At 34.4% G+C, this 23,043-nt stretch carries 24 protein-coding genes; 9 read left to right on the top strand and 15 right to left on the bottom strand.

Annotation, left to right across the window (positions count from 1 at the left end; genetic code table 11):
- Positions 1-9 precede the first annotated feature (9 nt).
- The 7 genes from RT250_RS06045 to gcvP form a co-directional block, all read right to left on the bottom strand.
- A complete protein-coding gene (locus RT250_RS06045) occupies positions 10-780 on the bottom strand; it encodes an ABC transporter ATP-binding protein (RefSeq protein ID WP_313113035.1) in 771 nt (256 codons plus the stop codon).
- Positions 777-1,517, bottom strand: a complete 741-nt coding sequence (locus RT250_RS06040; RefSeq protein WP_179951763.1) for an MlaE family ABC transporter permease — start codon at positions 1,515-1,517, stop codon at positions 777-779. Before RT250_RS06040 ends, RT250_RS06045 begins: the two co-directional genes overlap by 4 nt.
- 177 nt (positions 1,518-1,694) lie before the next feature.
- On the bottom strand, positions 1,695-2,798 hold the full coding sequence (locus RT250_RS06035; RefSeq protein WP_313113031.1) for an alkaline phosphatase: 1,104 nt from the start codon (positions 2,796-2,798) through the stop codon (positions 1,695-1,697).
- Between the two features lie 101 nt (positions 2,799-2,899).
- Positions 2,900-3,754, bottom strand: a complete 855-nt coding sequence (locus tag RT250_RS06030) for a glycosyltransferase family 2 protein (RefSeq protein ID WP_313113029.1) — start codon at positions 3,752-3,754, stop codon at positions 2,900-2,902.
- Positions 3,754-4,275 carry a class I SAM-dependent methyltransferase gene (locus tag RT250_RS06025; protein ID WP_313113027.1) on the bottom strand — a complete coding sequence of 174 codons (522 nt, stop codon included), beginning with the start codon at positions 4,273-4,275 and terminating at the stop codon, positions 3,754-3,756. The genes RT250_RS06030 and RT250_RS06025 overlap by 1 nt, the downstream gene beginning before the upstream one ends.
- Before the next feature lie 41 nt (positions 4,276-4,316).
- Entirely contained in the window at positions 4,317-5,375 is a 1,059-nt protein-coding gene (locus RT250_RS06020) for a 3-oxoacyl-ACP synthase III family protein (protein ID WP_313113026.1), read from the bottom strand.
- Positions 5,376-5,499: 124 nt separating this feature from the next.
- Positions 5,500-8,349 carry an aminomethyl-transferring glycine dehydrogenase gene (gcvP, locus tag RT250_RS06015; RefSeq protein ID WP_313113024.1) on the bottom strand — a complete coding sequence of 950 codons (2,850 nt, stop codon included), beginning with the start codon at positions 8,347-8,349 and terminating at the stop codon, positions 5,500-5,502.
- Between the two features lie 244 nt (positions 8,350-8,593).
- On the opposite strand from gcvP, the gene RT250_RS06010 reads away from it, so the two are divergent.
- On the top strand, positions 8,594-9,412 hold the full coding sequence (locus RT250_RS06010) for a UbiA prenyltransferase family protein (protein WP_313113021.1): 819 nt from the start codon (positions 8,594-8,596) through the stop codon (positions 9,410-9,412).
- On the opposite strand, the gene RT250_RS06005 is transcribed toward RT250_RS06010, so the two are convergent.
- Both RT250_RS06005 and RT250_RS06000 read right to left on the bottom strand, forming a co-directional pair.
- A complete protein-coding gene (locus RT250_RS06005) occupies positions 9,409-9,663 on the bottom strand; it encodes a hypothetical protein (RefSeq protein WP_313113019.1) in 255 nt (84 codons plus the stop codon). The two genes, RT250_RS06010 and RT250_RS06005, sit on opposite strands and share 4 nt — an antisense overlap.
- Before the next feature lie 6 nt (positions 9,664-9,669).
- Positions 9,670-10,218 (bottom strand): sigma-70 family RNA polymerase sigma factor, encoded by a 549-nt coding sequence (locus tag RT250_RS06000; RefSeq protein ID WP_313113017.1) that lies wholly within the window; start codon positions 10,216-10,218, stop codon positions 9,670-9,672.
- A gap of 167 nt (positions 10,219-10,385) precedes the next feature.
- On the opposite strand from RT250_RS06000, the gene RT250_RS05995 reads away from it, so the two are divergent.
- The 4 genes from RT250_RS05995 (at position 10,386) to RT250_RS05980 (ending at position 14,977) form a co-directional block, all read left to right on the top strand.
- The gene (locus tag RT250_RS05995; protein ID WP_313113015.1) at positions 10,386-11,831 is read left to right on the top strand and encodes a M28 family peptidase; all 1,446 of its coding nucleotides are present in this window, start codon (positions 10,386-10,388) and stop codon (positions 11,829-11,831) included.
- 30 nt (positions 11,832-11,861) lie between these two features.
- Complete coding sequence (locus RT250_RS05990; protein ID WP_313113014.1) at positions 11,862-12,716, top strand: fructosamine kinase family protein; 855 nt, start codon at positions 11,862-11,864, stop codon at positions 12,714-12,716.
- 107 nt (positions 12,717-12,823) lie between these two features.
- Positions 12,824-13,705, top strand: coding sequence for an ACP S-malonyltransferase (gene fabD / locus RT250_RS05985; RefSeq protein WP_313113011.1), 882 nt, complete (start codon positions 12,824-12,826; stop codon positions 13,703-13,705).
- 228 nt (positions 13,706-13,933) lie between these two features.
- On the top strand, positions 13,934-14,977 hold the full coding sequence (locus tag RT250_RS05980) for a hypothetical protein (protein WP_313113009.1): 1,044 nt from the start codon (positions 13,934-13,936) through the stop codon (positions 14,975-14,977).
- Positions 14,978-15,090: 113 nt separating this feature from the next.
- Here the strand turns inward: RT250_RS05980 and dsdA are convergent, their stop codons facing one another.
- Both dsdA and RT250_RS05970 read right to left on the bottom strand, forming a co-directional pair.
- Positions 15,091-16,416, bottom strand: a complete 1,326-nt coding sequence (gene dsdA / locus RT250_RS05975; RefSeq protein ID WP_313113007.1) for a D-serine ammonia-lyase — start codon at positions 16,414-16,416, stop codon at positions 15,091-15,093.
- 57 nt (positions 16,417-16,473) lie between these two features.
- On the bottom strand, positions 16,474-16,818 hold the full coding sequence (locus RT250_RS05970) for a cupin domain-containing protein (protein WP_139853814.1): 345 nt from the start codon (positions 16,816-16,818) through the stop codon (positions 16,474-16,476).
- Between the two features lie 153 nt (positions 16,819-16,971).
- Here RT250_RS05970 and RT250_RS05965 point away from each other — a divergent pair, with 153 nt between their 5' ends.
- Positions 16,972-17,454 carry a hemerythrin domain-containing protein gene (locus RT250_RS05965; RefSeq protein WP_313113004.1) on the top strand — a complete coding sequence of 161 codons (483 nt, stop codon included), beginning with the start codon at positions 16,972-16,974 and terminating at the stop codon, positions 17,452-17,454.
- A gap of 96 nt (positions 17,455-17,550) precedes the next feature.
- Here the strand turns inward: RT250_RS05965 and RT250_RS05960 are convergent, their stop codons facing one another.
- The 3 genes from RT250_RS05960 to RT250_RS05950 all read right to left on the bottom strand — a co-directional run bounded on the left by RT250_RS05960 (position 17,551) and on the right by RT250_RS05950 (position 20,122).
- Positions 17,551-17,742: a hypothetical protein gene (locus RT250_RS05960; protein ID WP_139854400.1), complete on the bottom strand. Its 192-nt coding sequence runs from the start codon at positions 17,740-17,742 to the stop codon at positions 17,551-17,553.
- A gap of 163 nt (positions 17,743-17,905) precedes the next feature.
- Positions 17,906-18,928 carry a UDP-glucose 4-epimerase GalE gene (gene galE / locus RT250_RS05955; RefSeq protein ID WP_313113002.1) on the bottom strand — a complete coding sequence of 341 codons (1,023 nt, stop codon included), beginning with the start codon at positions 18,926-18,928 and terminating at the stop codon, positions 17,906-17,908.
- 33 nt (positions 18,929-18,961) lie between these two features.
- Positions 18,962-20,122, bottom strand: coding sequence for a DegT/DnrJ/EryC1/StrS family aminotransferase (locus RT250_RS05950; protein ID WP_313113000.1), 1,161 nt, complete (start codon positions 20,120-20,122; stop codon positions 18,962-18,964).
- Between the two features lie 212 nt (positions 20,123-20,334).
- Here RT250_RS05950 and RT250_RS05945 point away from each other — a divergent pair, with 212 nt between their 5' ends.
- From RT250_RS05945 to RT250_RS05935, 3 genes are all read left to right on the top strand, one after another.
- Positions 20,335-21,498 (top strand): 3-deoxy-D-manno-octulosonic acid transferase, encoded by a 1,164-nt coding sequence (locus RT250_RS05945; RefSeq protein WP_313112998.1) that lies wholly within the window; start codon positions 20,335-20,337, stop codon positions 21,496-21,498.
- Between the two features lie 153 nt (positions 21,499-21,651).
- Positions 21,652-21,867, top strand: a complete 216-nt coding sequence (locus RT250_RS05940; RefSeq protein WP_313112996.1) for a hypothetical protein — start codon at positions 21,652-21,654, stop codon at positions 21,865-21,867.
- Between the two features lie 52 nt (positions 21,868-21,919).
- Positions 21,920-22,168, top strand: coding sequence for a hypothetical protein (locus RT250_RS05935; protein WP_313112994.1), 249 nt, complete (start codon positions 21,920-21,922; stop codon positions 22,166-22,168).
- Between the two features lie 53 nt (positions 22,169-22,221).
- Here RT250_RS05935 and RT250_RS05930 read toward each other — a convergent pair whose 3' ends face one another.
- Positions 22,222-22,989: a LexA family transcriptional regulator gene (locus tag RT250_RS05930; RefSeq protein ID WP_313112992.1), complete on the bottom strand. Its 768-nt coding sequence runs from the start codon at positions 22,987-22,989 to the stop codon at positions 22,222-22,224.
- Between the last annotated feature and the right edge of the window lie 54 nt (positions 22,990-23,043).

Genomic DNA, 23,043 nt, shown 5'->3' with positions numbered 1-23,043 from the left:
ATAAACTAATTAAGCTTTATTTTCCTTTAACTGAACATCGCGTATTTTCTTAAATAGATCTGATGAATACACAAAACTGGTAACATCTTCGTTATCGGTTTTGAATATTTCTTGATTTGTCCCTTGCCAGACTAGTTTGCCATTTTTAAGCAACATTACCTTCTCACCAATTTCCATAACTGAATTCATATCGTGAGTTACCACGATAGTTGTAATATCGTATTCATGCGTAATCTCTTGAATTAATGTATCAATTAAGGTAGCTGTTTTCGGATCTAGTCCAGAGTTAGGTTCATCACAAAATAAATATTTTGGCTTGTTTACGATTGCACGAGCTATAGAAACACGTTTTTGCATTCCACCAGAAATTTCGGCAGTATATTTTTTATTAACCCCTTCGAGGTTTACACGTTTTAAAACTTCATTTACTCGGGCTAGCATTTCTTGCTTCTTCATCTTTGTAAACATTCGCAACGGAAACATTACATTTTCTTCAATATTCATCGAATCAAACAATGCTCCACCTTGAAAAAGCATTCCCATTTCTTCGCGAAGCTTGCGTTGCCTTTCGTCGTCCATATCTTGAATAGCCTCGTCTCCGTAATAGATTTTACCTTGTTCTGGCTTAAATAATCCAATAAGACATTTAAGCATAACGGATTTACCACTACCACTCTGCCCGATAATAAGGTTGGTTTTCCCTTTTTCGAATACAGTGGAAATTCCTTTTAGAATTTCTTCTTCACCAAATCTTTTATGTACATCTTCAATTTTTATCATGCGCTTAAAAGGAGTTGGGTTATTATATAGTTTGCGGCAATTATAAGTACACTAGTCCACACAAAGGAATTTGTACTTGCTTTACCTACTTCAAGTGAGCCACCTTTCATATAGTAACCTTGCCAAGAAGGTACAGTAGCTAATATAAAAGCAAATATGAATGTTTTAAAAAAGGCGTAAAATAGTTGATAGGGTATAAAGTCTTCTTGAACTCCAGCAATAAAATCGGCAGAACTACTAAAACCACCATACACCGCTGCTACCCAACCTCCAAAAACTCCTAAAAACATTGAAAGCACTATCACAAAAGGATAAAACATTAAAGCGACAATTTTAGGGAAAACCAAGTAGTTTAGGGAGTTTATCCCCATAACTTCCAAAGCATCAATCTGCTCTGTAACTCGCATAGAGCCGATACTGGAAGTAATAAAAGATCCAACTTTACCCGCCATGATAATAGAGATAAAAGTTGGAGCAAATTCCAGGATAACAGATTGTCGAGTTGCAAATCCAATTAAACTATCTGGAACAATTGGGTTGTCCATGTTTAATGCTGTTTGAATAGATACAACACCTCCCACAAAAAAAGATATAAATGCAACGATACCCAAAGAACTTATAATAAGGTCGTTTATATCTTTAAAGATCATATGTTTCAGTACTGATGTTTTAGTGAAGCTAGCGAACACTTTTTTAAGCATCAAAAAATAAGAACCAATATCATGTAAATACTTCATAAAATCTATAGTTATGGCTAAAGTACTAAATTTACATTAGTGTAATTTATAAAAGTGCGTTAAGAATTCATTGGTAAGATGTTTTTTACAAATTAAATTAATTTTAAAACAAAATATCTAACCTCCCAGACCTCATATAACAGTCAGTAAAATAAAAATCATTATTCGAAAAATCGATTACTTTAAAAGTTCCATCATTTTAAAGTAAATCTCATTGTTTTCATAAATTCCATTAAACAATTCTGCTCCAGGTCCTTTAGCAAAAACAGGCACCATTGTGCCAGAGTGTCCCGTAGTTGAAAACACTGGGTTTATTTTGTTATAATCCCCATCTTTAGACGCTAAAGTGAAGCCTCCAGTTTCATGGTCTGCAGTAACAATTACCAAAGTTTCACCGTTTTTAGCGGCAAAATCTAAAGCAACACCTATAGCTTTATCAAAGTCTAAAAGTTCTTCAATTAAATAGTCACCTTCATTATTATGTCCGCCCCAATCAATTTGGCTACCTTCAACCATTAGGAAAAAACCATTTTCGTTTTTAGACAATTTCTCCATCGCTAGTTTTGTTGCATTTGGAAGGAAATTTCCCCTACCCTCACTCATTTTTGGCATTCCATTCTCAGCAAGTAAAATCAATTGATTTTTTTCACTTGGAGATTTTGGTAATTCATCTGTTATCACCTCATAACCATTGTCTCTCATGGAAGCCAACAAATCCCTACCATCTTTTCTTTTGTTGAAAAACTTTAGCCCCCCACCTGCAAAAAAATTAACGCCACTTTTTGGAGCAAACTCTGTAATTTCCTCATACATACTTCTGCTTTTTACGTGTGCATAAAAAGAAGCAGGGGTCGCATGTTGTATAGATGAAGTTGCAACAATTCCGGTGCCATAACCCCGTTTTACAAGATGTTCTACAATAGTTGGAACGGGAATGGTGTCCTTATCTACACCTATAGCTCCGTTATAGGTTTTAACCCCAGTAGAAAAAACTGTTGCACCTGCAGCAGAATCGGTAATCAACTCGTTTGAAGAGGAAGTTTTACTCAAACCTATAGTGTTAAAGCGCTCAAAGTTTGGCTTTGCATTTTTATAATAAATAGCCGCTGAAACCTGACTTAAGCCCATACCATCACCTATTAAAAGGATGATATTTTTAGGTTTTTTTGATTCTTGAGGCACATGTGAAACGGTGTTATCTTTTACATTAACAGAAACACATGAAGTTGAAATAATTGAAACTGACAATAAAACTGCAAGGAGAGAAAACTTAATCTTCATATTATATAATTTTCCGGTAAAAATAGGAATTAATAAGGTTATGATGTGTTAAGAGTTTGTTGTTAAATAAGGTATTCTACACTAATCTCCCGCTCATTGAATTAACGAACTCCTATTTTCCTAAAAATATTTTTCCAGCGCAAATCTCGGATAAATTTTCCTTCTTTTTCTGAAACCATATACTCTAGGTTTTCCCTTTTCGCTTTGTAAAAACCTTTTATTGCATTTATGAAAAATGAAAAGCTATTTTTTTTGGAAGCTAGTTTTGCTGAAGCGATAAACGTTAGCCAAAACCCATAACGCATCTTATAAAAAGCTTCACCCTGCTTAAGTTTGGCGGTGTGGGTATAAACTTTTCCTGTGGGTTTTAAGTGTTTTACTTTTAAGGAAGTATCAGTTTTTATAGTCCATCCGTGGTATTCTGCCAATAAGCCATCTACAGAATCCCAACCAATAGATTTTTTAAGGCCACCTATATCTTCAAAACATTTTTTACGATACAGTTTTATAGGTCCGCGGACTTTGGTTTTTTCTGAAATAGCTTCAAACTTCCATTCCCCATCATTTTCAATATAGAGATTCCCTCCAGCTATACCTACGTTATTATCAGCCGTGAAAAGTTGAATGGTTTTTTTAAAATAATCTTTAGGAAGTATTAAGTCGGCATCAAATTTTCCAATTAGTTCAAAATCTGAATCTAGCGTTTCTAAGCCTTTGTAAAATGCATTTACTACTTTACTTCCAGGCTCGTGAAGTGCTTTTGAATTGTGAAAAACACTTTGAATATATGGATACTGTTTTGAAAATTGATCGACAATCTTTTGAGTATCGTCGGTTGAAGCATCATTTACAACAACAACCTTTTTAGGAAGAATTGTTTGTTCAACGATTGATTGCAACATCTTACCTATATAAGCCTCTTCATTATGGGCGGGTATGATGATGTAAAATTCCATTAATTTCTAACAGCGTAAACTAGATAATATCTCGGTGTAAAACTACGTAGTATAGGACGTATTCCTATTCTCTTTACTGGGTTTGTAAACTTTTCACGCTTAACGATTCGCCAACCTGCTTTTTCAAGAAGCCAATCAAATTGCCAATCTTCAAATTCGTGATAATGTCTGTCCCATTTATCGGTTTTACTTCTATAGGCCGAAGCAAACCAAAGCCTTAACGGGATTGATGCTACTAATTTCTTAGCTTCAATATCTTTTATAACATTAAAAGGAGACACTAAGTGTTCAAAAATCTCGAATGCTGTAACAACATCGTAAGAATCAGTTTTAACAACATCGGTCTTTAAGTCTAAATCCTGCCCCTGAGTATTTGTTACGTCGTAGCCTTCCTTGGTAAGAATTTCAGAAAAAGGATTTGCAACCCCTAAATCGAGAATTTTCTCTTCTTTAGAAATTACATCATTCAAAAAACGTAATGTGTGCTTATATCTTTTAGTAGGAAATTTACCTTCGTACATGTTTTTTAATTCAGTATTCAGAATACGGAATTCTGAATTAATTATACCTTATATACTATCGCATTAATATTCATTCCTGCACCTACGCTTGCTAGAATAACTACGTCTCCTTTGTTTAAAGAATGCCCTTCAAGTTCACCATTTAAAACTAAATCGTAAAGTGTTGGAACTGTAGCTACACTGCTATTTCCTAACTTACCTATACTCATAGGCATAATTTTATCTGGAGTAGGCTTGTCGTAGAGTTTATAGAAACGGTTAATAATAGCCTCGTCCATCTTTTCATTGGCTTGATGGATAAGAATTTTCTTGACCTCATCAATTCCGATTCCAGAATTATCTAGGCAAGTTTTCATAGCGTCTGGCACTCGATTTAAAGCGAATTCATAAATTTTTCGACCGTACATTTTTATATATCGACGCCTATCTTTTACTTCAAAATTATTGCTTTCACCAAAATAGATGAAATGTGCTTCATCAAATGCATAAGTTGCACTAAAATGACTTAATATACCGCCCTCTTCATCTGTTGCTTCAACAACCGCTGCACCTGCACCATCGCTGTAAATCATTGAATCGCGATCGTGAGGATCAACAACTCTTGATAGCGCCTCAGCACCAATCACAAGGCATTTTTTTGCAATACCAGATTTTATAAAGGCATTGGCTTGAATCATACTTTCTATCCATCCAGGACATCCAAAAAGCATATCGTATGCTACGCAGGTTGGTTTTTGGATTTTAAGATTGTGCTTTACGCGAGTTGCAATACTTGGAACCGTATCACTTTGCGCAGAATCGTGTTTAACATCGCCATAATTATGCGCTACAATAATATAATCTAAATCCTCCTTATCAATCCCTGAATCTTTAATAGCCTTTTCGGCAGCAAAAGTTGCTATATCAGAAGTATTTAAGTTTTTTGGGATATAACGACGTTCATCTATTCCAGTAATAGCCTTAAACTTCTCAATAATTGTATCATTTTTTTGACCAAATCGGGTACCATCTTCATTGTAAAAATGATGATTCCCAAACTGTTCATTCTTTGCAATTTCGCTAGGAATATAACTGCCTATACCTGTTATTTTGACATTCATATTTTGAAAAGTTTTTTTTAAAAATACGGAAAAAAATATTTAATCCCGAAGCTATATAGTGAAACGGTATTCAGTAAAAAAAATTAAAATCAATTCAATACTGAATACCGTTGCTTTTAATTAATTATGCTTCCATATAAGCTTCAATTGGGTCGCAAGTACAAATTAAGTTACGATCACCATAAGCATCATCTACTCTTCTAATTGATGGCCAGAATTTGTTGTCTGAAATATATTCTAATGGGAAAGCTGCTTCTTGTCTTGTATAAGGAAAATCCCATTCATTTGAAGTAAGCATCTGTAAAGTATGAGGCGCATTTTTTAATACATTATTTGACTCATCTTTATCGGCATCCTCAATTTCTTGACGGATAGAAATCATAGCTTCACAGAATTGATCCAACGCCATTTTACTTTCACTTTCAGTTGGCTCAATCATAAGTGTACCAGCAATAGGGAAAGAAACTGTTGGCGCGTGGAAGCCGTAATCCATCAATCTTTTAGCGATATCTACAACTTCAATTCCTTTTGCTTTAAACGGACGACAGTCCACAATCATTTCGTGAGCTGCACGACCTCTTTCTCCTGCATAAAGCACTTCATAATGTCCGCTTAATCTTTCTTTAATATAATTGGCATTCAATATGGCGTGTTCTGTAGCTTTTTTCAAACCATTTACTCCTAACATACAGATGTAAGCATAGCTAATTAAGCAAACCAACGAGCTACCATAAGGAGCCGATGATATTGATGAAATTGCCTGATCACCTCCAGTTGGAATTACTGGGTTGGTTGGTAAAAACGGAACTAATTGTTCTGCTACACAAATAGGACCAACTCCAGGACCTCCACCTCCGTGAGGAATAGCGAAAGTTTTGTGTAGGTTTAAGTGGCAAACATCTGCTCCAATAGCACCAGGATTGGTCAACCCTACTTGAGCGTTCATATTTGCACCATCCATATATACTTGTCCACCATTTTCGTGAATAATGCCGGTGATTTCACGAATTGCAGATTCATAAACTCCATGTGTTGACGGATATGTTACCATTAAGCAAGCAAGGTTGTCTTTGTGCTTTAAGGCTTTTTCACGAAGATCGTTAACATCTATATTTCCTTCATCCGTAGCTTTAGTAACGACCACTTTCATTCCCGCCATTACTGCACTTGCAGGGTTTGTTCCGTGTGCAGAAGAAGGAATCAAGCAAATATTTCTATGTCCTTCTCCGCGTGATTCGTGATAAGCTCGAATTACCATTAATCCAGCAAATTCACCTTGCGCACCACTATTAGGTTGTAGTGAAGTTCCAGCAAATCCGGTAATTTCCGTAAGTTGTTTTTCTAGTTTCTTTAAAACTGTTTGGTACCCTTCTGCTTGATCTACTGGTACAAATGGGTGTACATTCCCCCACATTGGATCGCTTAATGGCAACATCTCAGCTGCAGCATTAAGCTTCATAGTACAAGAACCCAGTGAAATCATTGAATGATTTAATGATAGATCTTTGCGCTCCAATTTTTTGATGTAACGCATCATGTCTGTTTCACTGTGGTACTTATTGAAAACTTCTTGCTGAAGGAATTCGGTTTTACGAGCTACTTCTTGCGGAATTTTATTTCCAGTTTCAAGTTCATTTAACTTTTTGAAGTCTTTTTTAACAGCCTCAGCAAAGATTGCAAGTATTTTATTTAAGTCTTTTACTGTTGTAGTTTCATTTATCGAAATAGAAACTGTTTCACTATCTGGATAATAAAAGTTTACTTCTTTAGCCTCAGCTAAGAATTTGATTTTTGTAGCATCTGTTTTAATAGCTATAGTATCAAAGAAGGTATCGTTCACTTGCTCGAAACCTAGTTCTTCTAATGCATTTGCAAGCGTCACTGCACTGTTATGTACTTTTCTTGCAATATACTTTAAGCCTTCGGGTCCGTGATAAACAGCATACATTCCAGCCATTACAGCTAATAATACCTGCGCAGTACAAATGTTTGAAGTTGCCTTATCACGTTTAATATGCTGCTCTCTAGTTTGAAGTGCCATGCGCAAGGCACGATTTCCGTCTGCATCTTTAGTAATTCCAATTATACGTCCTGGAATACTTCGTTTGTATTCTTCCTTTGTCGCAAAATAAGCAGCGTGTGGACCACCATATCCTAATGGAATTCCAAAGCGTTGTGTAGTTCCAACAACTACATCAACTCCATAATGCCCAGGAGATTCCAGCATCACAAGACTTAAAATATCTGCAGCAACAGCAACCTTAATATTGTTTGCGTTAGCTTTTTCGATAAAGTTTTTATAGTTGTGAACTTTTCCTGTTCTACTTGGGTATTGAAGAATTGCTCCAAAGAACTCATCAGCGAAATCAAAATCTTCGTGATTTCCTACTACCAATTCAATATCTAAAGGATTTGAACGAGTTTGTAGTAGCGAAAGTGTTTGTGGAAGAATATCTTCTGAAACAAAGAATTTAGAAGCGTTATTTTTTTTCTTATCTCTTTCACGTACATTGTATAGAAGCGACATAGCTTCTGCTGCTGCAGTCGACTCGTCAAGAAGAGAAGCGTTTGCAAGCTCCATTCCTGTAAGATCACTAATTACCGTTTGAAAGTTTAATAATGCTTCTAGCCTACCTTGTGCAATCTCTGCTTGATAAGGTGTATACGCAGTATACCACCCTGGATTCTCCAATATGTTACGTTGGATTACGGGAGGGAGAATAGATTGGTGGTATCCTAAACCAATGTAGGTTTTAAATAATTTATTCTTAGACGACAATTCTGTAATATGCTCTAAATACTCCTGCTCACTCATAGCCGTTTCTAGGTTGAGAGGGTTTTTTAGCAGAATATCGTCTGGAACCGTTTCATAAATTAGTTGGTCCATAGAGCTTACACCAACTGTTTCAAGCATCTCAGGAAGGTCACTTTCCCTTGGGCCAATATGTCTTAATGCAAAAGAATCTGTGTTCATAAAAATTGCCGAATTTTAATCTTTAGTTGTGTTGATTGCCAAATAAAACAATCAAAAAAACTTAGGATTTATGTAATAATAATATTTAGATTTTTAATACGAGCAGACTATTAAAACTCAATAGTTTGCAATGCGGCGCAAAATTACGATTTTTAACGAGAATCAATTCCTTTTTGGTGATTTGAAAAATTAATTTTTTCAACTAAATCAATAGGTTACTAACAGTTTGCCTAATTTTGGAATCATGAATTTCCTGAGGGGTGTTTTCAGCTTTTATATAAATAGCAGCATACATGTTGCTTTAGCTGTTTTAGCCTTCTTTTTCATCACCGCTTTAGAGTATAATTTAAAGACACCATTTACCACCTCAGCCTTTATTTTTCTTGGAACAATTTCTGCTTACAATTTTGTAAAATACGCTTCAATAGCAGGACTACATCACAGAAGTCTTACCAATTCTTTGCGGGCGATTCAAGTTTTTTCTGCCGTTTGCTTTCTGCTCTGGATTTTTCTAGCCTTTCAACTCTCATATAATACAATTCTCTATATAGTATTATTTGGAGTCACAACTGTGCTATATGCAGTTCCAATTATACAACATAGGAGTCTGCGTATGTTTTCTGGATTAAAAATTTTTATAGTTGCATTTGTTTGGGCAGGAATTACGGTCATTATTCCATTTATAGCTTCGGAATCAGCAATGACAAGCGATGTGATTCTTACGTTTATACAACGTTTTTTAATTGTAATCGCACTTATTTTACCTTTTGAAATTCGCGATATTCAATATGATGCCTTAGATTTAAAAACTATTCCACAACAACTCGGTGTTAAAAACACTAAAATAGTAGGTTTAGTTGCTTTATCAATTAGTTTATTTATTGAGTTTCTAAAGGAAGCATCAGAAACTGCTTATCTCACAAGTTTGCTATTATTCTCTATAATTTTAAGTTGGGCAGTTTTAATTTCAAAAAAAGACCAAAAGCGATATTTCTCTTCATTTTGGGTAGAAGCTTTACCAATACTCTGGTTTGTAATGTATGTCACTTTTAAAGCAATTTAAGAATTATACTTATCGGCTAGCTCTTTTTGAAGCTTCTCTTTTAACTGTAATTTACTTTCGGGATTAAGAGTTTTAATTTCTACAGCTTTTAAAGTATTTGTAAGTTTTTGATTCTTCTTCGCGTATTTATTACACAGTTTACAAAGTAAGAGATGTAGTTTAAGTTTTAATTTTTCGAATATACTAATCTCTTTATATTGGCTTTTGTCACACAAACATGCTGCTTCGCGACATTTTAAAAATAACTTCATAGAATATTAATTGTACCAGTTTTTTTCTAAACACTCCATCAAATTCTTACGTGCTCTGTGGATAATAACCCACAGATTAGACGGAGTAATATTGTATTCTTTACAAAGAACATCCGTATCTTGATTTTCAATTGTTTTCTTTTTGAAAATTTCGCCTTGCTTTGTTGGTAGTTTATTCAAGCACTTTATAATGGCGAGTCCGAGTTCGTTATTCTCCATTCTATCCTCGGCTGTTTTGTCAAATAAATCTGCAGCATTTTCTTCAAGCCAGTTACCTTCTATATCGTCGCTTTTATATGAAACAAGAACCTCAGCCTTCCCTTTATTTGAATTTTTTTTACGGTAATAGTCAATTATTTTCCGCTTTAAAATCGAAATAAGCCATGTGCGTTCACTCGCCTCACCTTTAAAATTGTGTTTAGACCTTAATCCTGCTAGAAAAGTTTCTGAAATCAAATCTTGCGCAATCACAGCGTCATTCACCCTTACAATTGTATAATTATAAAGATAATCGGCGTAATTATCTACCCACTTACTCGGATTTAATACTTCCACTATATACTTGTTTTATCTTTTTCAAAATAGAGGAGGATATTAATTTAGACTTAAGTTAAGTTCTTATTTAACACCATAAGATACGTCAAAAAATTTAAACTTCATTATTAGGAGTTTAAATTCATTAAAAGTTTTAATTTTACGTAAATTAACTTACAAACTTCCCAATGAAAAACCTTACAACAACCTTTATCTTATTCTTTTTTTTAGCAACTGCGGTAGTTGCACAAAACAACGATTCATTTTACGCAACAATGAGCGGAGAGACTGCTTTAAAATTTAAGCAGCTATACCCAAATGATATTCAGATTTTAGATACAAAAAACAACGAATCTGCTGTTTTTCTTACGGAGGAAGTTTCTCATAAAATACACGAAAGCGTTCAAATTCACGGTCCGGGATATATTTTTAGACCTTCTAAAGAAAAAGCGCTACAAGCTTTAAATAGAGTTCAAAGTAGAAATTCATTTTTAGAATACACCATCACTGAAACCGACTTAGTTAATGAATGTTTAGATCTGGTTAATAACCAGAATATAGAAGATGATATCTTAGAATTGCAAGCCTACGGAACAAGGCATCACGAAACCTCTCAAGGCGAACAATCTGTTCACGACTTAAAAGCTAAATGGGATGCCATGATTGCACAATCTGGCAGAACAGACATTCATACCCGTATTTACAATCATCAAAACACACCAATGCCTTCTGTAATCCTAACTATTGATGGCGCCAACACTCCAGATGAATATGTTATTATTGGTGGACATCTAGATTCAACTTCATATTGGGATATTAATGATGCTCCCGGTGCCGATGATAATGCCTCAGGAATCTCATCTTTAAATGAAATGATTCGTGTGCTTATAGCAAAAGAGTTTGTTCCAAATCGCACTATTGAAGTTATGGCTTATGCTGCTGAAGAAATTGGGCTTGTAGGTTCAGAAGAAATTGCATCAGAATACGCTAGCAACGGAATAAATGTTGGGGCTTACGTTCAGTTTGATATGACAGGCTACAATGGCTCTAACGAAGATGTTTGGGTTTCTACAGATTGGTACAACAGTAGCGCCTTAAACAACTTTTTGGTTGACTTAATGGATCATTACAACGGAGCTGGTAACCACGCTTTTACCTATAACTTTACCGAATGTGGATACGGTTGTTCCGATCACGCAAGTTGGGCAAACAATGGTTACGAGGCTGCATTTCCTTTTGAAGCTAAATTCAGCGAGTCTAATCCAAAAATACATACAGATGAAGATGTATATTCTTTTTTCGACATCCCTGATCATTCAGCAAAATTTACGAAACTGGGCTTGCAATTCTTAATTGAAGCTGCAAAGCCACAAACAATGTCTGTAAACGATTTTTCAGAAAATGCTATTGCTGTATTTGTAAATGAAAACACACTTAATTACCGACTAAACAATCTAACTACAAACGTTAGCGATATTTCTATATACAATATAGGCGGACAAAGTGTTATCGATAAAAAAACAAATTCTCAATCTGGAAGTGTTAATCTTACAGCCTTAGACAAAGGTTTTTACATTGTAAAATTCAACTTTACTAACGGCAGAACATTGAGTAAAAAGTTTATTCTAAAATAATTCTCGTAATCAACAGGACCCCTTAATAGCTTGGCTATTTTTAACAATAGATTTCAAAATATTGCGGCCCAAAACAACTTAATTCTAATTGAGGTTAAGCAACTTTTTGGTGGAGATATTAATGAAGTATTTCTACTGAAATGTAAAGAAGGGAATTTTGTAGTTAAATTGAATGATGCTATAAAATTTCCCAATATGTTTACTACAGAAGCAAAAGGTTTAAACTATTTAAGAGATTCGAATAGTTTTAAAATCCCTAAGGCTTTAGCAAATGGAGAGATTGAAAACACCTCATATTTATTACTCGAATATATCTCAAGTGGAGAGCTAAATGCCTGTTTTTGGGAGTCTTTTGCCGATAATTTAGCAAAGCTTCACCAGGTTACACAAACAGATTTTGGATTAGACCACGATAACTATATAGGTAGTCTGCCTCAAAAAAATAACTTTAGTAAATCTGCTTCAGAATTTTATATAAGTAATCGGTTAGAGCCACAATTTAATATGGCATCAGAAAATGGATATCAGTTTAAAAAGCTAGCTAACTTTTATAAATGCATTTCTAAAATAATCCCAAATGAAGCACCATCTTTAATTCACGGTGATTTGTGGAGTGGCAACTATATGGTTAGTAAAAAAAGTCAAGCTGTCTTAATAGATCCTGCGGTGGCCTTTGCTCCACGAGAAATGGATATTGCCATGATTAAGTTGTTTGGAGGGTTTTCAGAAGAATTAATTGTCAAATACAATTCTATTTTTCCTTTAGAAAAAGGTTGGGAAGAAAGAATTTCTCTTTGGCAGCTATACTACCTACTCGTACATCTTAATTTATTTGGAAGTAGTTATTTACCGAAAGTTAACTCGATTATAAATAAATATTCTTAATTTAATAAGAACATGTCGCTTATTGCGCAACCAATCCTTTTTCGATAGCAAGCAAAAATCGTGGAATTAATTCCTATTTTTGCAACTCAAATAAAAAAACGAATTAAATGAAAGCATATATCTTCCCTGGACAAGGTGCTCAATTCACTGGAATGGGTAAAGACCTTTACGATAATTCTGCGAAAGCAAAAGAATTATTTAATCAAGCCAATGATATCTTAGGCTTTGACATTACCAAAATTATGTTCGAAGGTTCTGCCGACGAATTGAAGGAAACAAAAGTTACACAACCAGCTATATTTTTACACTCTACAATATTAGCAGTAGTATTGGGCGATAGATTTCAACCAGAAATGGTTGCTGGACATTCATTAGGGGAGATTTCAGCTTTAGTAGCTAATAGAACCATTGCATTTAGCGATGGATTGCAGTTGGTTTACAAACGTGCTTTAGCAATGCAAAAAGCCTGTGAGCAAACTCCTTCAACTATGGCTGCTGTTTTAGGTTTAGAAGATCATTTAGTGGAAGAGATTTGTGCAAATACTCCAGGAATTGTGGTGGCTGCAAATTATAACTGTCCAGGACAATTAGTTATTTCTGGTGAAATTAATGCTGTAGGTACAGCTTGTGAACGTTTAAAAGAAGCAGGAGCTCGTAGAGCACTTATTTTACCAGTAGGAGGTGCATTCCACAGCCCGTTAATGGAGCCAGCAAGAGAAGAACTGGCTGCAGCCATTGAAGGAACCCAATTTACAGATCCAGCTTGCCCGATTTATCAAAATGTGTCAACTTTTGCGGTTACCGACCCTTCTGAAATAAAGAAAAATCTTATATTCCAACTTACAGCTCCAGTAAAATGGACACAAAGTATTCAGAATATGATTAAAGATGGCGCAACTAAATTCATTGAAGTTGGACCAGGAAATGTATTACAAGGCCTTGTGAAGAAAATTGACCGTTCGGCAGAAACTGAAAAAGCCGAAATGTAAATTAAAACTTCATATTAAAATAATTAAAAACGTCGAAGACTAAATTCCTTCGACGTTTTTTTATACCTATTCTTAAAAAGTATTATTAATCTTAGCCTAAATATTAAAGACTATACACTTATAACTCGATATTGAGTTCCCATTAATTTTCTGTTTATTTTATTTTTTAAGGGTAACAATTCATAACTCGTGTTGATATAATGATATAACATCAAAAATATCAATACTATGAAAACTTTTTTATCAATTTTCAGCCTTGCAGTGCTGAGCTGCTTATTGTTTACGAATTGCTCTTCTGATGACGACGGTACTATAAACGATGACACAAATAATTCACCTTGTTTCGATTACAATAAAAATTTATTGACTTTAAATACAATATTCGACAACAATGTAAATGCTGTTATAGATTACAATTCTTTTCTTATTAATAACCTTGACACTACCACTCCTATTTATGAGGGAAGCTTAACAACTAATACCAACCTCACTTATCAATTACCTACAAGTACTTCCTTATATAATGATAACAGTGAGCTACACGGTGTGCTTGTAACGAGAGCAGGAAAATATTTCACTTTCAGCACAAATACCGGGACAGGACAGGAATTTACCACGCCATCAAATATAGCTGCACCTATAATTGTCGATGGAGAAAGTTATGTAATTGAAGTTTCAAACTCTGGTTATGCAAATTCTGGAACCGACAATCACTTTTCTGTAAAACCATTTAATATGAACAATGGAACTACAAGTACAGCACTTACAATTCCAGCGATAAACACCACTTTTAACAATAACAGTTTCTTTCACGTAGAATCTATGAGTGCAGCTTCAAACGGGGTAAACGAATTGTATTTTGTATCAGGAACGAATTTAATAACCGTAAATGTATCTAATAATACAAGCTCTCATGTTGATTTATATCCATCATTTTCAAATACAGATTTTGTGAGATTTATCGGGTTAGAATATTCTGAAAGCTTTGGACTGTTAGCAATAATGGATATGCCTGATATCAATTCGAGAAAAATCGTAAAAATAGACCCTACTAACGGAACGTATTCAGATTTACTTTCAATTCCGACAAATATAAATACTGAATTTTATTCTACAGTTTACAGTGAATGCAACAAGACTTACTATCTCACTTCTTTGGCTAACGGAAATACTGTACAAACCAATTATTTTGAATTTGATTTAGTGGCAAATACAATTTCAAACACTCAGGTTTTCAACGATTATGTCTTTGGAATAGAACTTATAGATTAAAAAACCCTTTATAGAATTAGCCATAATACATCTTTGAAGGTTGAGGGGGCCTTCAAATTAAAAGCGAGCAGAAACAAAGTTTCTCTCGCTTTTTTTAGTAAACACACTAAACTTTACTCTGTAATACTTTTACCTCTATTATAAAACTCTTTTCTTTCAAAATCTGGTACTAAGTCACCACCTGTAGCCCAAACGATATGGGTGGCATTGTTCATATTAATATTATTATTTTCGGCATACTCTGTTTTTGAAATAATCTGCGGACCGCATAAGCCAGCAGTAGCGGAAGGCTCTAAGAATATTTTTTCAGTGTCCATCAATTGACTTAATAGCCTAAAGAGACGATGATCTTCAAGAGTATAAATACCACTAATTAAATGTTCACTAACCGAAGTTGCAAATTTTGAAGGACGTCCTACTGCTAAGCCATCGGCCTCAGTTTTATTGTCTATCCCAATATCCTGTACACTAATATTACTCATTTCACCCGTAACTAAACCTGTTAACACCGCAGGTGAGTGTGTAGGTTCTACAAAGAAACAATGTACATTATCGCCAAAAATTTGTTTTAGCCCAAAAGCAGTTCCTCCGGGAGAGCCACCAACACCACAAGGAGAATATACAAACAACGGATGCGAATCGTTCACCTTAATATTAGCTTTTTCCAATTGTTCCGCCAATCGAAGCGCCCCAACTGTATAGCCTAAAAACAGTTTTTTAGAATTTTCATCATCAACAAAATAATCCATTGGGTCGGCTTTTGTTTTTTGTCTTCCTGCCAAAATTGCTTCACTAAAATCTCCTGCAAACTCTACTACTTGAACTCCTTTGGTGCGCAACAAATCTTTTTTCCAAGGTTTAGCATCGGCAGAAACATAAACCGTTACTTGAAAACCGAGCTTAGCACTAATAATTCCAATACTCAACCCGAGGTTGCCTGTAGAGCCAACGCCTATTTTATATTTGCTAAAAAATTGCTTGAATTTATCAGAAAGAAAAACTTCATAGCTATCTACTTTATTTAAGATTCCAGCCTTTAAGGATAATTCTTCTGCATAGTGTAACACCTCAAAAAAACCTCCTCTAGCCTTAATAGATCCAGCAATAGGTAAGGCATTATCACATTTCAAAAATAAACGACCTTCAATCTTTGGCGATTCTTGGTTTAAAAGCTCTTTCATATTTTGAATTTCCTTTAAAGGAGATTCAAGAATGCCGTTTGTAGCTTCAGTTTCTGGAAAAGCTTTAACAAAAAACGGAGCAAATCGTTTCCACAATTCTTCCGCAGCCTGTATATCCTTCATTTTTATAGGAAATTTAGGCATTTCAGAATGGCGTTTCTTTTTGTCGTTAAGCCAAACCACAGGTTTTAAGTCGATTACTTCCTTGAGAATAGGCGACTTTTCTACAAATGAATCTATTTTATTTGATGAATACATTTTTTCTAGTTTTTATAATAAAACCGGTGATAACTTAATAACTAAATAGAATAGCAATTATGAATTTTTGGCTACACCTTCTACACGAGTAGCTGAATCAGCTTTGTTTAAGCTCAACCTAACAGTACTCGTTTCAAGTGCTTTTAAATCGTGTGGCACCCCACCTTCAAGGGCAACTAAATCACCTTTCTTTAAGTTATGGATTGTCCCATTTACTCCAAAATCTATGGCGCCTTCAAAAATTTCCACCACAATTGGGAATGGCGTTTTGTGCTCTTTCATTACCTGACCTTCCTTAAAAGTAATCCTGATTTCCTTCCCTGAATCGGTATCTATTAAAACCTGAATCGCTGGTCTGTTTTCATTGTATTCTAGATTGTCTATAAGTGATGCTAGTTTCATAATTAATACATTTTTTAGTTTCGTTATTTAGAATCATTCAAAATTAAATAAAATTACCTTATTGTCCTAAATTAAAACAACAAGTTTTCCACTTATGATTAACCTCATAACTATTAGAAATCAGTTTTATGAAATTTGTTTAATTGTTTAAACATGGATAAAAAAAATATGCATAAAGGAAACGAAAATAAATATTTATCACTTACACCTCTTATTGAAGATCACGATGAGGTGATTCTTTTTTGTGAACGAATAAGAGAAGCGCTTCAAAGAAAAATTGAAAGTAATCGGATTAAGGGTTATATCGATTGGTTTAAAGAAACTTATCTAGATCCACATTTTGAAATTGAACAAGAATTTATTTTTCCAATATTAGGGAATAATAATGTTCGAGTGAAAAGGGCTATTGCAAATCACCGACGACTAAATCGATTGTTTAATGAAACGTCTAGCCTCCATACAGTTTTTCACAAAATTGAAGAGGAACTAACTACTTATATAGGCTTTGAAGAAGGCATATTATACCAAGAAATACGAGCTATTACTACTCAAGAAGCGTGGAAGGAAATCGAGGAATTACACTCCCAATTAAAGTTTTCGGATGATGAGTGGACAGACCGGTTTTGGGAGGTTTGATGTGTATATCATAAATCAACTAAAATAAAAAACGCCGAATGATAAGGAATCATTCGGCGTTTCTTTTGAATTCAAAATTATTAATTCACAATTTTTCTAAGCACTTATAACACAATCTTCGCAATCTTTAATTTCACCATAATAGGTTTCGCGATATTTGTGTAATGTTTTAAAAGGGATGTTTAAAAATGTTTTTTTAATGTAAATCACACTTGTTGTGAACATTCCCATTTTTTGTGTAAATCGTTTTTCTGTTTTTGTTTGTCGTTTCACTGAAACTAACTTCATCATATTTTTTTTGACCCCCTTCAGCTCGCAAAGCATTCATTTTGAAGCAGAAGTCCAGAGTACTATTCGAGTGCAAAGAAACAAATATTAGCTCCTAATTCCAAAAAATGAGCGTTAAACCTATCTTAAGTTTAAATAAACGATTTTATAAACCCTTACGTTTCTATGAATTTTCACGTACTTTCAGCTCCCATTTCCAGGCAGATGCTAAGGCTTCTTCCATTGTTTTTTGTGCCTTCCAACCTAGTTCTTCATTAGCTTTTTTAGTATCGGCGTAAACAGAAATAACATCACCTGGGCGACGATCTACAATTTTGTAATTCAATTTTTCCCCTGTAGTTTTTTCAAACGAATTTACTACCTCCAGCACAGAACTTCCTCTTCCTGTACCTAAATTGAAAACTTCATAATTCGATTTGTTTTTTTCTGAAAGAAGGCGTTCTAAAGCAATAACGTGTGCTTTTGCTAAATCTACAACATGAATATAATCGCGAATACAGCTACCATCTTCAGTGGGATAATCGTCACCAAATACAGAAAGTTGTTCGCGAACTCCAGCTGCAGTCTGAGTGATAAACGGAACTAAATTTTGAGGCACTCCCGCAGGTAGCTCACCAATTAACGCAGTTTCGTGTGCTCCAATTGGATTGAAATAGCGTAGTGCAATAGTTTTTAAAGAAGAAACAGAACAAGTGTCCTTTAATATCTCCTCAGCAATTTGCTTGGTATTACCATAAGGTGAAGTAGCAGGTTTTACAGGAGCATCTTCGGTAATTGGCAACGAATCTGGCTCGCCATAAACAGTGCAAGATGAACTGAAAATAAAATTATCGATATGATGAGTGTTGCACTCCTGAAGCAAATAAATAAGAGTGTTTAGATTATTTTCGTAATACAATAATGGTCTATCTACACTTTCCCCTACAGCTTTACTTGCTGCAAAGTGAATAATACCATCAATATCATTATTGCGCTTAAAAAAGTCGGATACTGCCGCTTTCTCACGAAGATCCAAACGTTCAAAAGTGGGTGGAGTTTTAGTAATATCTGTAATACCTTCCAAAACGTCTAAAGACGAATTGGATAAGTTATCTATAATTACAACTTGATATCCTGTTTTTTGTAATTCAACTACAGTGTGACTACCTATATATCCTAATCCTCCTGTTACTAATATTTTTTTCATAATTCTACTCCTGTAACTCAGGCTATTTCTTTATTAATTATTCTCCATAAATTCGATGACAGTTTTTGTGATATAATCTATCTGCTCATCATCAAGCTCGGTATGCATTGGTAAAGAAATAACTTCTTTAACTAACTGATTGGTAACCTCAAAACCTTCCTCTTTATATCGCTCATCTCTGTAAGCCTTTTGAAGATGTAACGGAATTGGGTAATAAACACCGCAAGGAATTTCGTTTTCATTCAAATGTTTCACTAAAGCATCGCGATCTGCATCTACAATCTTTAAGGTGTATTGGTGGTAAACGTGACAGTTGCATACATCTATTTCTTCATTCGAACACTTTCCACAGCCAGTAGGTGTGATGATATTTTTATGATTTTTAAAAGCTTCAGAATACTTTTGAGCTGCGATTTTTCTAGCTTTATTGTAGTCATTTAAATGAGGTAATTTTGCGCGAAGCACAGCAGCTTGAATTGAATCTAATCTACTATTAACGCCTACAACATCATGGTGATAACGTTCGTACATCCCATGGTTTACAATGCCGCGAATTATGTGCGCCAAATCATCGTCATTTGTAAAAATTGCTCCACCATCACCATAACACCCTAAGTTCTTAGAGGGGAAAAATGAAGTAGAAGCAACGTGCCCAATTGTACCAGTTTTTTTCTTAGTGCCATCTTTTGAAGTATAATCTGCGCCAATACCTTGGGCGTTATCTTCAATTACATAAAGATTGTGTTCTTCAGCAACTTCCATAATTTCGTCCATATTGGCCGCTAGACCAAAAAGATGTATTGGAACAATAGCTTTTGTTTTTGGAGTAATGGCTTTTTTAATTGCTTCAACATCAATATTGAAGTTAACCGGATCCACATCAACTAAAACTGGAGTTAATTGTAAAAGTGCAATAACCTCTACTGTTGCCGCAAAGGTGAAATCGGCGGTGATAACCTCATCACCAGGCTTTAAACCAAGACCCATCATTGCAATTTGAAGAGCATCAGTACCATTTGCGCAAGGAATAACGTGTTTTACCCCAAGGTAATCTTCAAGCTCTTTTTGAAATTGGTGAACTTCTGGACCATTCACGAAAGCTGTAGTTTCAATTACATTCATAATAGAACTATCTACACGCTCCTTAATATTTTTATACTGACCCTTAAGGTCTACCATTTGAATTTTTCTCATTTTTTATAATAGTATTGAATTTGTAAAATTACGAAAAATGAAGTTTGTATACTTGAACTTAACGAGTTATTGGCTATTTGTATTATTGAGAGAGTATTTTAGAATTTGGAAGTCGAATTTTGGTATTTTTACACGCGATGCACATTATCTATAACCTACTTATTTACCTAGCTTCTTTTGCCTTGAGGATTGTGGCGCTATTCAGCAAAAAAATGAAATTGTTTGTTGATGGCAGAAAAGATGTTTTGGATATAATTGATCAAAACATATCGACTTCCGATAAAACCATTTGGTTTCACTGTGCATCATTAGGTGAGTTTGAACAGGGAGTACCGATTATAGAAGAGGTAAAAAAGGCAAAACCTGATCATAAAATTATAATTAGTTTCTTTTCACCTTCAGGTTATGAAATTAAGAAAAATACATCTTTGGCAGAAGTAGTTGTTTATCTACCGATGGATACACCTTTAAATGCCAAGCGGTTTATAGATGCTTTACACCCAGCGCTTGCAATTTTTGTAAAATATGAGTTCTGGCCAAACTATCTTCTTCAATTGAAAAGGAAAAATATACCTACACTACTTGTTTCTGGTGTATTCAGAGAAAATCAAATCTTTTTTAAATCCTATGGAGGTTTTATGCGCAAAGCACTAAATAGTTTCAGTCACTTTTTCTTACAAGAAGAAAATTCGATTAAACTATTAAATGATATAGGATTTAAAAACACAACCTTAAGTGGTGATACTCGATTTGATAGAGTTTCTCATCAAATTGAAATGGATAATACGCTAAATTTTGCGAAGGAATTTAAAGGAGACGCACTTTGTGTTGTTTGTGGGAGTACTTGGCCGGAAGACGAAGCTGTACTTTTAGATTATATAAATTCAGCACCTAATAATGTAAAATTTATTATTGCGCCTCATAAAATTGAACAAAGTAAGATTAAGGCGTTTACCGAAAAACTATACAAACATAAGGTTATTCTTCATTCACAAAAAGACGATGTTAATCTCGCCGAATACACCGTATTAATTATTGACTGCATTGGTCTTCTTACTAAATTGTACAGCTATGCAGATATAGCCTATGTAGGCGGTGCTATGGGTAAAACTGGATTACACAATATTTTGGAACCTGCAACTTTTGGAGTGCCTATTATAATTGGAAAAAATTATAATGAGTTCCCTGAAGCTATACGACTTCGCAATTTAGCTGGCTTATTTTCAATTTCCAACTCCAAAGAGCTTAGCGATGTTTTAACCAAGTTGGTTTCTGACGAAAATTACAGAAAGAAAACAGGAATGATCAGTGGGCACTTTGTGAATTCCAACACTGGTGCCACAAATAAAGTGATGGATTACATTGTAAAACTCTAAATTTGAACCTTCATTTATTTTACAATTTATAGGACACTTATATAAAACTCCTCTTTTATATTAGCAATAATTTCACATTTTTTAGTATTTAATTACCATAAGCGTATTTTTAATTACCTTAGATTTGTCCAAACAATCTAATTAAATCAATATATGAAAAACTTATTTTTATTATTTGCTATATCTGCTATAGCACTTGGTTCTTGTCGTGAAACTAAAACTGAAACTAAAGAAGTGGTTCGCGAAGTAAAAGTTGAAACTCCTGAAAAAACAGATAACGAGGGGATTTTAGAAAGAGCTGCTAAAAAAGTAGATAAGGAGGTAAATGAAGAAATTGACAAAACAATTGATGAAATCGGAAACGACTAATCACTTTGTAATTTTAACATAAAACTAATCACTAACTAAAACTAAATCAACAATGAAAAAATTAACAATGATTGCCTTATTTGCAGGATTTCTAACAGTTTCACTTACATCTTGTAGAGATCAAGAAACTAAAGAAGAAACCTTAGAAGAAACTTTAATTGAGGACATGCAAGACAAGGACGCAGATATTAAAGTAAAAGACGACGGTGACAAAATTAAAATGAAAACCGAAGACGAAAAAGTAAAAATCAAAACCGACGAAGACGGTGATACTAAAATTAAAGTAAAGGATAGAGACTAATTTTTTTTCTAGCCTGTACAACTTAAAGGATGCTCAGAAATGAGCATCCTTTTTTATTTCAATCCGCTTATTTGTCCTTTTAATTCATCCATAGATTGCTGCAATTGCCTTAGCAGATTACTTTCTGAAGGCTCATCTACACCGAAGCTCAACTTACTATTTACCATCCAAAGCTCTTGTATATCTCTTACTTTTACTTCTATAGGCAAATAACTTTCGTTTAGTGAAATCAGCCTAATAGCTTGAGGATTGCCAGGGATTTTCTGCAACTTTTTTACTAATACAGAGTCTCTTAAAACAACAATATAAATTTTAGAATCGGTAGCCTCATTTATACTTCCCACTGCTCTACCCAAAACCCACTCATTTGGTCTTATATTTGGTAACATACTATCTCCTTCTACTTGAAACCCTCTATATGAGGCGTTTCTATATTCTGGCAAAGGAATATTGAAAGCAGGTAAGGTTTGATACCACCCTGTATCGTGTATGTTGTTAGGATATCCGGCTGCAGCTTTTTGATTCACCAGAAGAATACTGTCATTGCCTTCGGTATCTAAAGTGATAATTTTTGGACTAACATCTCCTCGAGAAGAATCGATGTGCTTTTCATAGCTCTTACCATAAAGCCACAATGGATTAACATTGAATTGCGCCATTAACTCCGTAACTACTTTGCCTGTTATTTTTGTTTTACCACGCTCAATATCAGCGGTGGTAGATCCAATACCCAAAAGCTCAGCAAACGATTGCTGAGTGTGTCTTTGTTCCTCGCGAATTTTTTTAAATCGCTGTGCCTCAATGGTTAGTTTAGATTCCATACACAAATATACTTTATTTTGGAATATATCCAAATTAAATTTGGATATAAACCT

It is taken from the genome of Aequorivita sediminis, from assembly GCF_032080575.2.
GTDB lineage: Bacteria > Bacteroidota > Bacteroidia > Flavobacteriales > Flavobacteriaceae > Aequorivita > Aequorivita sediminis.
The sequence above is the reverse complement of the archived record's forward strand: the minus strand, read 5'-3'. Positions and strand labels throughout refer to the sequence as shown.